Source organism: Fusibacter tunisiensis (assembly GCF_016908355.1).
In the GTDB taxonomy this organism is placed as follows: domain Bacteria; phylum Bacillota; class Clostridia; order Peptostreptococcales; family Acidaminobacteraceae; genus Fusibacter_D; species Fusibacter_D tunisiensis.
In genome coordinates this window covers 54195-67069 of the sequence record NZ_JAFBDT010000005.1, presented here as the reverse complement: position 1 = coordinate 67069, position 12875 = coordinate 54195, and the positions used below count along the sequence as shown (strand labels likewise).

7 protein-coding genes are annotated in these 12875 nt (G+C 39.2%); 6 read left to right on the top strand and 1 reads right to left on the bottom strand.

The genetic code is table 11. The features are described from left to right. Positions 1-110: 110 nt before the first annotated feature. A complete protein-coding gene (locus tag JOC49_RS04770) occupies positions 111-395 on the top strand; it encodes a hypothetical protein (protein WP_204662941.1) in 285 nt (94 codons plus the stop codon). Between the two features lie 131 nt (positions 396-526). Here JOC49_RS04770 and JOC49_RS04765 read toward each other — a convergent pair whose 3' ends face one another. Then, entirely contained in the window at positions 527-2245 is a 1719-nt protein-coding gene (locus JOC49_RS04765; RefSeq protein WP_204662939.1) for a methyl-accepting chemotaxis protein, read from the bottom strand. A gap of 107 nt (positions 2246-2352) precedes the next feature. Here JOC49_RS04765 and JOC49_RS04760 point away from each other — a divergent pair, with 107 nt between their 5' ends. The 5 genes from JOC49_RS04760 to JOC49_RS04740 all read left to right on the top strand — a co-directional run bounded on the left by JOC49_RS04760 (position 2353) and on the right by JOC49_RS04740 (position 12838). Further along, positions 2353-2928, top strand: coding sequence for a TetR/AcrR family transcriptional regulator (locus JOC49_RS04760; protein ID WP_204662937.1), 576 nt, complete (start codon positions 2353-2355; stop codon positions 2926-2928). 148 nt (positions 2929-3076) lie between these two features. Then, positions 3077-3340, top strand: coding sequence for a CD3324 family protein (locus JOC49_RS04755; protein ID WP_204662936.1), 264 nt, complete (start codon positions 3077-3079; stop codon positions 3338-3340). A gap of 457 nt (positions 3341-3797) precedes the next feature. Beyond that, positions 3798-5798: a methyl-accepting chemotaxis protein gene (locus tag JOC49_RS04750; RefSeq protein ID WP_204662934.1), complete on the top strand. Its 2001-nt coding sequence runs from the start codon at positions 3798-3800 to the stop codon at positions 5796-5798. A 163-nt stretch (positions 5799-5961) separates the two neighbouring features. Then, entirely contained in the window at positions 5962-10449 is a 4488-nt protein-coding gene (locus JOC49_RS04745; protein WP_204662932.1) for a vWA domain-containing protein, read from the top strand. Positions 10450-10603: 154 nt separating this feature from the next. Beyond that, on the top strand, positions 10604-12838 hold the full coding sequence (locus JOC49_RS04740) for a bifunctional diguanylate cyclase/phosphodiesterase (RefSeq protein WP_204662930.1): 2235 nt from the start codon (positions 10604-10606) through the stop codon (positions 12836-12838). Positions 12839-12875: the final 37 nt, after the last annotated feature.

Sequence of the window (12875 nt, the reverse complement as noted above, 5' to 3'; positions counted from 1 at the left end):
TTTAGAAAATTCAAGCATCTTGCTTCTTCATCTCAAAAATTGACTGCGACGACACAAGTTTCGGTACAATCAACTGAGGAGGTGTCTAGGGCAATAAATGGCATTTCAAAATGGCAATCAATCAATCTGAAGGCACTGAAAAAGGAGCTAAAAGTGTAAATGCGATGGGAAACTTAGTCGTTCAAGACAAGACCCATAGACTGGATTTAAATGCGTCGACTGAATCCATAGATACACTGAAAGAACTGGTTAAAAAAATCGAGGTGACCAAAGATGCAATTGTTGAAATAATGGACGTTATTAAAAAAACCAGTGGCATTGCCAAAGAGATTAAGACGACGATAGAAGTATTGGCTTCTTTAAATGCGTCAGTAAGGAACAAACCCGGTCAATGACGGAGATTTCAAGAGCCAGTGAAATGTTAGCTGAGTTGGCTGAAGAAATGCAAAACAGTATCCGTAAGTTTAAAATTTAATCGTTTGGGGACAGGGCAAGGGTCCGTTTTGCCTCCGTCCCCAAACGATAATTATGATAACTTAAGTTTAATAATTAACTGATTTAATTGCTTGGATATTTTGGACAATTCATGTGTTTGACTGGACATGCTTTGTATGTTTTTGTTTTGATTAAGGACTTCACGCATCATAGAGGCTATGGATTGATCACTTTCTGAAAAATAACCTTTAAGATTATCCATTTCATCAGTCACTTCTATACTTTGCTGCTGAATTTCTTCAGTGGCATTTTCTACGGATTTAATCATTTTTGCGACGTTGATAATGGCCTCAATAATATTACTATACTGTTTTTCGAGTGTTTGAACCATATCGCCCTCTTGATTAATTATTGAGAGTGTTGAGGACATTGAATTTTGTGTTTCGCTAACTTGAGACTGGATACTCTTGATGATGGCTTCTATTGAATTTGCTTGAAGAGCCGTTTCTTCCGCGAGCTTACGTACCTCTTCTGCAACAACTGAAAAACCTTTACCATGTTCACCCGCTCGTGCTGCTTCGATAGAGGCATTTAAAGCAAGTAGGTTTGTCTGATTTGCGACCCCTCTTATGCTTTCTACTATTTTGCCAATCTCTTCTGATTTATTTTCTAAAGTTGATACTTTTTCCCCTGTATCAGTAACTTGTTGGATTGATGACATCACAAAACTTCGCATGCTAGACATTAACTCTTTTCCATTATTGACTTCATCATTTGTATTTTCAGCTATTTTACTCAAATTTTGCGTTTTTAAGGCGACACTTGATACAGTTTGATTAATCGTCTGGATATTAGAGTTCATATGTTCAATGGATTCTGAACGTTTGACAATTCCGACTTGATTTTCGGTAACAGAAGTTTCAATAATTGAGGTCAATTCTTCTGCTAGACCCATCGAGCGGGTGAAATCAGATGTACTTGTATTTAAAAAAATTGAAGAATCTCGAATTGTAATCATTAAGTTTTGGATGGTTTCAAGCAATGCATTGATATGATCAGCCATTTCACCGATTTCGTTATTACTTTTCAACTTGATTCTTTTAGTAAGGTCTCCTTCGAGGTTGGAAATTTCTTTTACACGATCAACCAGTTCTGACATTTGTCTCATTTCAGAGGCAATTACCAGGCCGACGGTAATGTTTACGGTGAATAAAATGACGCCAAGTGTAAGTATGAGAACGCCTAAAATGAGCCCAAGCAATAGAAGAATCAACTCTGATTTAATTGTCATGTGGATTGCTACGATTTTTCCAGAGGCATCTCTTATAGGCAAATAAAAGTCCATGGGTTCACGTGACAAAATAGTCTTAAGGTTAATTTCTGATTTATAGGCTTCACCGGTTGCAAAAACATTGAGTAAATCGGCCTCAGGATTTTCAACAATGGTTCCAGCAGTATATATTTTATCTCCCTCAAGACCATGGATATAGACAAGGTTCTCATTGGACTGGGTTATAAATAAAAGACGGTCTGAAAAAAATTGAATATTTTTTTGTAGCTGATCCATATCTGAAACAAGTCGGTTATAGTGGTTCATTTCTTTCTCACCGTCTAGGAATGTAGAAACTTCAAATCCTTCAATGCTCTTTTGAAGGCTGGTACCAACGGTATCAAAGGTTGAGTCTGCAAAAGAAGAGACTTTGTCAAAAATAAGGGATGTAATCAATACGCCCCCAATAATAAAGACAATAAGCAGTGCTAGAAAAACGCGTTTTGAAATTTGTCGCCCCAGTTTTTTACGTTTTTTCATTTTCATAGTTATCCCTTTCTTTAATTGTTAGAATTTAATGATAATGGTATAATAAGGATTAGGCGTGGTCAATACAAATATATTGAATTGGGACATTGGAGGGAAAATTGTACCATACAGGCAAACCAAATTTTAAAAATAAGTCTAAAGAAAAATTGTATTGTGCATTGTTGGAAATGGTCCAAGTCAAATCATATGACAAAATTGCTGTAGAAAAACTTGCGAAAAAAGCAGGGGTCTCCAGATCTACTTTTTATAGGCATTATCAGCGTATTGACGAAATACTCTTGGAAGCTATTGATCAGGAAATTGTCTCTTACAGTAGATGCCTTATGGACTTTTCTTCAGCAGGTAATTTTAATTTGCCATTTCCTTTAAATTTGATGGAGGTCTCTATAGAGTTTTGGACAAAACATTATGAATTGGTGGATTGTTTAATTCGAATTGATCGCGTTCAATGGTTATATTCTAAATTGTTAGAAATGGATGTTTCTGAGAATTTCGATGACAGCAGGCTCAATAGGCTTGAAAAGATAGATTCAATGTATGTAAAGAGAATAGGTGCAGTTATTTTAGTAGAAACTTTGAATTATTGGATAAAAAATGGACGCAGTAAATCGCCGTGTGATTTAACGAATTTATTAATTTCCTCGTTTGGGGACGGAGGAAAAACGGACCCCTGACCTGTCCCTGGATGGATAAAAGTTGACAAATATAAGCCAATTAGGTTATATTACCATTAATTCAAGACGTTTTTCAGTTGCGTCATGAAAATACTTTAAGGAGGTGAGAAATTGTATACATTTACAATTATGAAGGAGGCAAATTATTTTGAATTACAAAAATGCAGCAGAAATTTTGCCAACTCACCTACTCGAGGAAGTACAAAAGTATTCTGAAGGCATGGTGATTTATGTGCCTAAATCCTCCGGTAGAGCGGGTTGGGGAAATCACACAGGACTTCGAAAAGAACTTGATGCAAGAAATGCAAGGATTCGAAAATCTTTTGGTGAGTCATCTAGTATTTCTGAATTGGCTGAGCTTTATCGTTTAAGCGAGGCCGCAATCAAAAAAATTGTCTATGCTAAAAAATAAGTTAAAAAATGTTTTAGCTGGATAAATGAAGGCCTGTATGGGAAAATGTACTTAACCGGTTAATACTTCTATGAAAGGAGGTTGATTAGATTGAAAATTGAGAGGTGGCTTAAACGCTAGCGCGTTTAAATCAAGTTAAAGCGTAGGTCAGATTTTATTCTGATCTACGCTTTTGTTCGTTTGGGGACGGAGGGAAAATGGACCCCCACCCTGTCCCTAGATGAAAAAGGTGTGATGGGCTGAAGATTTAGGATTGAATGTGGATCAAAACAATATGTGTTTTGGTCCACATTTTTTTCATTTTGAGAAAATATGTCCCCATGTTGAATTGACTATGTTATGTCAGTTGGGGACAGGGCAGGGGTCCGTTTTTCCTCCGTCCCCAGATGGTTAGGTTCGGGTGCATTCGGGTATACATATGATAATAACTTAACGAAATTATATTAGGGGGGATTTTATGCGTAAAGGATTGGCGACGAAGATTATACTGTACATTGGAATTTTGGTTATAGTGGTTACTGTTGGTATGGGGGTCACAGCAACTTTTTTTTCATCCAATACTGTCACAGAACAAGCGGAAGCTTCTTTACTTGAAACAAGTCATTTAGCGGCGAAAGAAATAAAAATTACAGTTGATGGCAATTTAAGAGTTTTGCAGGAGCTTGCAAATAGACAACGTGTCCAGACTATGGAATGGACGATGCAACAAAATGCTCTAGCACCTGATATTGAAAAACTCGGTTATTTGGATATGGCAGTAGTTAGCCCAGATGGATTGGCAACTTATGTATTAACAGGGGATACAGCAGAACTTGGTGACCGTGGCTATATTCAAAAAGCTTTAGAGGGAACGCCTAATGTGTCTGATGTAATTATTAGCAGAGTCACCAATCAGGCCGTTTTAATGTATGCTGTTCCTATATTTTCAAATGAACAAATTGTAGGCGTTCTAATTGCCAGAGGTGATGGAAACATGCTTGCGGACATTACCAACACTATGGGATATGGCGAAAAAGGGTTTGTTTACATGGTAAATAAAAAAGGAATTATTGTAGCCCATCCGGACCGTCAGAATGTTATGGAGCAGGTGAATTATTTAGATAATGCAAAAGAAGATGAAACATACGCATCAGTGGCTAGGATGGTTGAAAATGCACTAAATACCAGTGAAGGCGTTGATAATTATACACTTGATAGAATTCAAATGGTGGTAGGGTATGCCCCAATTGCGGAAACGGAATGGCTGGTCCTAAATGCAGCGTTTGATGAAGAAGTTTTAGAACCAGTTAGAAATATGCGCACTTTACTGATAATAATTGCTGCTGTGTTTTTGTTAATTGGGATCGTCATTGCCGTCATTATTGGAAAATCAATTGCAAGGCCGATTACCGCTTTGTCTGGAGATATAATAAAAATATCAGAGTATGATTTGAACAATGACAATTCAGTCAATGAAAAGTACATGAATTCTGAAGATGAAATTGGTGTCATCACACGAGCCTTAAATGCAATGCGTCAGAATTTAATTCTTTTGATTTCTGATATTTCACAAGATGCAGGTAGCGTGGCAGCGTCTTCTGAAGAGCTTACGGCAACGAGCCAGCAGTCAGCACTTGCGGCTGATGAAGTGGCGAAAACAATTGAAGAGATTGCAAATGGTGCCTCAGATCAGTCTCAAAAATCCAGTACAGGAGCTGATGAGATTGATTCTTTAGGGGAAATAATTACGGATGAACTGAATCTAATTAAAGTCTTGAACCAGTCAGCTGAGACTGTTGATAAGCTGAAAAATGAAGGCTTTGTGGTGCTTAAAGAATTGGAAAATAAAACAAACAAAAGCAATGCGTCATCAAAAGAAGTTGAGAGCATTGTAATTGAAGCAAATCAAAGTGCTGAAAAAATTGAGCGCGCCAGTGATATGATTAAAAATATAGCAGATCAGACAAATCTTTTAGCTTTAAATGCTGCTATTGAAGCGGCTCGAGCTGGTGAAGCTGGTAAAGGTTTTGCCGTTGTTGCAGATGAAATTAGAAAATTGGCTGAGCAGTCCAATACATTTGCAAATGAAATTTCTGAAGTTATTGTGGAATTGGGGATGAAAACACAAAATGCAGTTGAAACGATGGGGGTTACGCGGGTTATTGCGGATGAACAGATTGTGAGTCTAAAAGAAACGGAAGATAAGTTTAATGGAATTGCCCAATCTATAGAGTCTGTTAAAAATGTTGTTTCTGACTTAAATGATGCAAGTGATATTATGCTGAAGAAGAAAGATCAAATGATTCAAATTATGGATGATTTATCTTTAATATCGCAACAAAATGCAGCGGGTACTGAAGAAGCGTCTGCATCCGTGGAGGAGCAAACAGCTGCTATGGCACAAATTGCTGATGCCAGTGAAGAGTTGGCTAAGTTATCGGAAGCAATGTTAAGGAGTATTTCTAAGTTTAAGATGTAAGCGTTTGGGGACGGAGGGAAAACGGACCCCCACCCTGTCCCCAGATGGAAAAGGTGTTGTGGGCTGAAGATTTAAGATTAAATGTGGATCAAAACAATATGCGTTTTGGCCCACATTTTTTTTCGTTTTGAGAAAGCGGTCCCCATGTTGAATTGACTATGTTATGTCAGTTGGGGACAGGGCAGGGGTCCGTTTTTCCTCCGTCCCCAAACGCATGACCATTGCGTTGAGAAGTAATGTGGAAGTTTCAGAAGACGATGAAAATACGCCAAGCGTTTGGTCATTTAACACAGAAGTTGTTTCCAATTGGCCGAATCCTGTGCCAAAAGTAAACCCGCTGGGTGAAGCGGACTCGTATAGTGAAATACAGTATGAAGCGAACAGTTATTTTCAATTCAATTATTATACAAATCAATTGTATGCTAAGACAAGGAATGCGTATGGTAACTTATGGTACTTGAGTATACCAAAACAGGAAAATTCTGAAGACCCTGATTATGATTTTTACATAAGAGACTTTAAACGCTACATTGTAGAAATAGGTGGGACGATAGAAGGGACTCACAGTTATGGTGTCGTTTTTTCCATTGAAGACCAAAATGGCGCACAACATTGGGGACAGCTAACAGATAACTCGGATTCTTTTAGATTGGACATCATTAGTGAAGCAAGCTTGAGACCAGGTGGGACAGTAGACATTAATCCAGAGGATTACCCTTATAATGAAGCAACTTTTATGATTTATAATCCCGATACTGACTTCATAAGTGCAGAAATTTTTCTAGAAGGCGGTACAATCAGTCTGGATATTTATCAAGAATTTGCATTTGATGCTTACAAGAGAGATCAAGTATATAGTGCAACATTAGACTCAGAAATTGAAACCTACTATCGACTTAATGATTTGCCACTGGATGAGGAGGTGGCAGTTTGTAAGGTGTCGTGGAACGATTCGCCTGAAAAATTACAATTTAAGTTACACGCCCTTGGTGATGTCACAAAAATACGTGGCAGCGAAGACCTTGGTGCGGTAATTATTAGTGCCAAGGAAGCTGATGGCGTTGCCTTTTTTCCAGATGGGAAAAACACCAGTATTGTCCATCCAGAATACGCCGGTGCTCCAATTGTCGATAGAACAGAAGAAGGGGATTTTCTCGTGTATCTGCCGAGCGGACTTTGGCGTGCAGAAATCACACCGAAAGGAAAGAGTTTGGTAAATCAATATGGCACGCAACTTATTCCAGTTCAGGCAGGGTATCAAACAAGAGTTGAATTGCCTTATTTGCTGGAAAAAGCTTTTAGCATAAAAGATGGGGCTGATTTATCAACAGAAGGACTTAAAATTGAAAACATTAAAGAACTGGGGGATACAGTCCAATTTGATTTTAGTTTAGTGGACAAACGCACTGAAGGCATTGATCCAAATATGGAAAACACCATTGTAAGAGAAGGTAGCGACCCAGTGGAACTTGTTTCAATAACAAGTGTCTTGACGCCACCAAGTGTTGCCTTGCTCATCGATTCATCTGGATCCATGAAAGGTCAAATGGAGGCGACGCTTAAAGCGGCACAAATCTTTATAGAAGGTTTGCCAGAGGGGACCCACCTTAGAGTTATAGACTTTGACACTGAAGTTCGGGTTTTTGAGGGAAAAACAAAAGCAGAAGGCATTCAGGCGCTTAAGGATATTTCCGTAGGCGGGTATACGGCGCTTTATGATGGCATTCTTGAAAGCATTGCCCTAATTGAAAACCTAGAACGCGCAACCCTAGTGGTTTTCACAGATGGTACGAATGAACTACCAGATCATAAAATCACACCGGATATGACAAGCCTTGATGCTGTAATTGCGGGACTAGAAGCTTCATCTGTTCAACTTTTTGGGATTGGATTTGGAGAAGGCCATGATGGGGCTGTCCTAAAAACGGTGTCAAAAATAGGGGGCGGACAATACTTTAGCGCTGAAGATCAAAATGCTTTGTCAGCGGTATTTACAGCCATTAATGACAAGATTAATGCAACGTATACAGCAACTTATAAGAGACCCACTCAAGTGGCACCAAGCGATGTGCCTATTGTAAACATCGTTGTTGATATCAGTAGCTCTATGGATATGGAATGGGATGAAACCACGGGCCATCGAATGGAAAAAATGAAAAATCTCTTTCATGGGTTTATTGCACAATTGCCAGACCATACTCAAATTCAAATAATGAGTTTTAACAATGAAGTGTATGTCAATCAACTGTTGACCTCTGATAAACTCAAGGCACTTAGGGCTCTAAGCCTTTTGCAGGCAGGCGGTGGGACGAATATACTGGATTCTGTAAAAGTCGGCTACAAAACATTGGCAGCCATTCCGAGCACACAAAAAGTGATGGTGTATCTAACGGATGCGGCCCTCTCTGTTTCTGATGAAGACCGCGCGAAATTCGACACAATATTGGATGAAATTGCTGAAGAAGGGGTAAATGTTCTTTGGCTGGGTCTAGGGGAAGGCCTTAATGAAGCAGATTATTTAAGCACTGCTGAACGTTCTGGAGGCGCCTATGTGATTTCAGAAGATGCGACCATTATTAAACAGAGTACGGACGCTTTACTGGCCAGTATGCAAACTGAAACCCAAAACAGCATGAGCACCGTGTCTATACAAGTTCGAAAAGAGGAAGAAGACGGGCTGGCAGCGTATTTTAGTGCAAGTGCCCTAGCAAAACTGACACCAGTAAAACAGGTGGGAAAAGCAGAACTTGTGGATGCCGTCCGGTATGAAATAGGGGCAAAATTAGATCAATATGACGCCAAAACATCCAAATTTCTCTCAGGGGATCAGTTGCCAAAAGAAGCTGTAAAAATTCAGAAACGGATAGACCTTAATGAAACACGACAAAATGAAGCTATGGCAATCCATGCAGATGAATTGGTATTTCTGGGTGCATTTAATGGGGTTCAAGCGCCAGATGAGATGCGATTTGCTGCAGTTTTTCTTAAACTGGATCACGTGCTGCCAAAACAGGAAGTTATTGTATATCCAGATGGCAGTGGCCATCCAGCCAATTGGGTGGGGTCATCGGCAGCAAATGGGAAAAAAGTGGATGCAGAAGTGCCCTACGTGATTCCCAATGTCTTTAATCATTTTTCTTTAACCTATAATAACAACTCGACCCACCCAGTATCTCCAGCAACATGGATTGCCGAGACACCTCTGGTGACTCCAGGCGAGACATCGGTAAATCTTGAACCACAATCAGACCTAGAAGGCGTCTTGGTTTTCTTGGTTCCCAAAACTGGGATGAGTGAATTGTCCTTGCATTATTATGATACGGACTATGGCCACATTCATATGCCGCTTGTGGGTGAAATGGCACTTGTGCCTGAAACTTTAGAGGACCTTCCGCTTGACGTGGGCACTGATTTCCATAAGGGGTTTAAACTTATGGTGGATCAAACCACCGGTGAAGCCAGTATTGGCAAGCATGTTAATGCAAATGACAACAACATCTTCAATGTGGTACGCGGGCGATTTCAGGCAATGTTGCAAGCCAATTTAAGCTTGAATCCTCAAGAGAGAATTCATTTAATTAGCAAGACCGATCAAGGGGATTTTTATTATCCAATTCATAGTGCCACTGAACTTTTGCCTTATGGAATGCTGGCTGAGCAAATGGTATCTCCAGGGGCTCAAAATCCAGTTTTATTTGCATTTCTTATGCCAGAAGCGCTTGAAAACACTGGTGCTGAAATTTTGGTGGACCTTGTGAATGAAGATGTAAGAGTGCCTGCTAAAAGTGGATCGATTTTTTCAACAGGCCCGGCACTGGCCACATCTAGTCATGACTATTTTGATGTCAAAATCAATCAATTGGGGTATTCCAATGGGGATATCGCTGAATTTGGAAGTGATTTTATTGTACTGGATATTAGCTTTTTTGATCATAAAGATGGGTTTGCAAGCCGTGGGGTAATTGACTCGTTTAGGCTGGTCCATGAGGGCCACCAAATACAGGATTTAATGGAAGACCCTGATTTGGATCAAGTTATCGAGAAGCGGTTGGAACTTGCGTTAAGCAGCAGTGGGCTGAGTGGATTTGCGTCTCCTAGGCTTCAGGAAAATGAACTTGTTGTTGGGCCAAGTGCCTATACAAGCGAACTTGTTCTTGGTTTAGATGATGACACCATCATTTACGATGGCACAGCAAGGCGTGGATTTGTGATTTTCAGAGTGCATCCAGATACGCCTTATACATTGCAATCTACCTTGTTTGAAGATTTGGCTGTTCCCGTATCGAAGGGCGAGTTTGATTTAAGTTTATTGACCCGAAAGGCACCATATGTGTATGAAGATGGGTACACTCAAGCATTGAGCGCGGCAATTGAGGCCAGTATTTTACGGTATGAAGCCCAAAAAACAGACTTGTCCCAGGCCCAGTTAAAGGCCGAAACCTTAGATCCCGATTCAGAGGCTATACTGGACGTGGATGCGCCAATGATGAGCCTTGCAGGAGCGCTTAAGTTTAAGGATGTATCAACATTGGATGAGTTAAGGGCACTGTTAAACACCGTATCTGTTGTTTACGATCCACAAGACTATGCGGAAAATCAAGCCTTGTATACCTATGCCCATTCGCCAGAAGCGATACTGACGCAAGGTTGATTTATCTGGGGACGGAGGAAAAATGGACCCCTGACCTGTCCCCGGATGAAATTTATTAAAAGCCCGATACTTGGGCTTTTTTATGTTTTCAAGTTATTTCGTTGGGTATTTTATTATAATATAAGTGTTAATAAACCTTTGGAGGATGACTTGAATGGGTGTGAGGAAAAGACTTTCAGCTTCGATATTTGTTTTTATATTGGTGATGGGTTTGTTTCTATTTACTGCCAGTATTGAGTACAGTAAAACATATGATAATCATGTTAAAGAGGTCCAAGATCAACTGACAATGATTAAATTGAACTTGGAGAATTTAATCACTTCAAGGATGATTGCGTTAAATGGTCTCAAGGCGCATGCGGAGATTGATCCATTTTTTACACAAGAAGACTATACTTATTTTGCTAAAGGCATTTATGATTCGGCCAGCGATGCTGTTCAAAGTATGACTTTTATTACAGATACAACAATTACGCATATTTATCCTTATGAACCTTATAAGTCAGTTATTGGAATTGATTTAGGAGTAAATGATGAGCAGAATGTTTCTATTCAATATGTAAAAGACAATCTAAAAACATTGCTAATTGCGCCTGTGAACCTTGTGGAAGGTGGCCTTGGAATTATTACTCGAATTCCAGTGGTTAATGAAGATACTTATTTTGGCCAAATTACAATCATTTTCGATTATGAAAAAACGCTTGCCCTTTCTGGCATAATGGATCTTTCAGAAACACATTTGATTGAGTGGCGTTATCGCGATGTCTTGAAAGATAAGGACCAAGTGATTTGGTCTAATTTTGAGTCGACTGACAGAGATGAAAGTCAAATTCAGTCAGCAGAAGTTGCTTTATATGAGTCTTCCATGTTTTTATTTGCATTGCCAAAAGGGGGTTTTGAAGGAAAATCTACTTTATTCTATTTAATTCTTGGAATAGGTTTGTTGATTTCTATAATTTCCAGTTTTGTTATTTATAGACTTCTTACGACAACAGATGCTTTGGCAATTTCTGAATCTGAACTTATGGAAAATAATGAAGAACTTGAGGCGCTTGTCAATCAGCTAAAAGCAAATGAAGAGGAGTTATACGATCAATATGATGAAATTAGTCGGCAAAAGGATCAGATTCAAGCATTGGCAGACCGGGATTATTTGACAAACTTGTACAATCGTAGGCGGTATGCAATGGATTTGGGGAAATCTATTGGCATTCAAAAATCAGGAACACTTTTGCTTTTTGACATTGATAATTTCAAGAATATTAATGATACACAAGGCCATAAATATGGCGATAAAGTCTTAATTCATATTGCAAGTGTATTGGAGAAATCAGTTTGTCAGGACGCAAGTATTTACCGAATTGGTGGTGATGAGTTTGCCATTCATTTACCTGATATGACTTCGAATTCAGATGTTGAGTCTTGTATTCAATCGTTTTTTGAGGCCTTACATGCTGAAAACAGTGTTGAAAATATTGAAAATCATATTACGGCGAGTGTTGGAATTAGCCAGTACCCTGTGCATGCTTCTACTGCCGATGATTTGCTGATGAAAGCCGATATTGCTATGTATGAAGCGAAAAAAGAAGGGAAAAATAGATTTTGCTATTTTACGGAAGCTTTAACGTCGAATTTTGACTATGCTGTTAATGTAGAAAAAGAACTGCGTAGTGCCCTAGAAGAACAGCGATTTGTGCTTTTTTATCAAGCTATTGTGAGTGCTGAAGATGGGGATGTGGTGTCTTATGAAGCACTTTTGAGAATTGAGGCCTCGTCCTTGTCCCCTGTGGAATTTATACCGATTGCTGAGTCGTCGGGATTAATTGTACCGATTGGTTTTTTAATTGTGGAAGAGGTTTGTCGGAAATTGAATAAGTGGCGGGAGAATGGGGTCCTTTTGAAACCTATTGCAATCAATATATCGGCTAAGCAATTGTATGATAACAGTTTGGTTTTGTTTATTAAAACGTGTTTGAAGCGTTATGACTTACCAGCGTATTTGTTGGAAATTGAAGTGACGGAAAGTGTTTTAATTGAGAACTCAGGCTATGCAATTCAGAGGTTAGAGGCGCTTCGTGCAGAGGGAATTTCAATTTCTTTGGATGATTTTGGAACTGGTTATTCGTCTCTCAGTTATTTGACGTATATGCCAGTGGACAAGGTTAAGATTGATAAGGGTCTTAAGGATAAGTTTCTCTTCTTAGAAAATTCTGCTGTTATGAAAAATCTCATTTCTATATGCCATGACTTGAACTTAAAAGTTGTTACTGAAGGTGTAGAGACTGAAGCAGAGTATCAGCGTTTGAAATCTTTCGGGTCAGATTTGATTCAAGGGTATTATTTCGATAAGCCGGGTCCGATTGGGGACGGAGGAAAAATGGACCCTTGACCTGTCCCTAAATGAAGAAATCCCACTTCTGGTAATG

Excerpts from the sequence above, each read along its gene's own strand:
- JOC49_RS04770 (WP_204662941.1), top strand. The coding sequence starts at position 111 with ATGGCAATCAATCAATCTGAAGGCACTGAAAAAGGAGCTAAAAGTGTA.
- JOC49_RS04765 (WP_204662939.1), bottom strand. The coding sequence starts at position 2,245 with ATGAAAAAACGTAAAAAACTGGGGCGACAAATTTCAAAACGCGTTTTT.
- JOC49_RS04750 (WP_204662934.1), top strand. The coding sequence starts at position 3,798 with ATGCGTAAAGGATTGGCGACGAAGATTATACTGTACATTGGAATTTTG.
- JOC49_RS04745 (WP_204662932.1), top strand. The coding sequence starts at position 5,962 with ATGTCAGTTGGGGACAGGGCAGGGGTCCGTTTTTCCTCCGTCCCCAAA.
- JOC49_RS04740 (WP_204662930.1), top strand. The coding sequence starts at position 10,604 with ATGGGTGTGAGGAAAAGACTTTCAGCTTCGATATTTGTTTTTATATTG.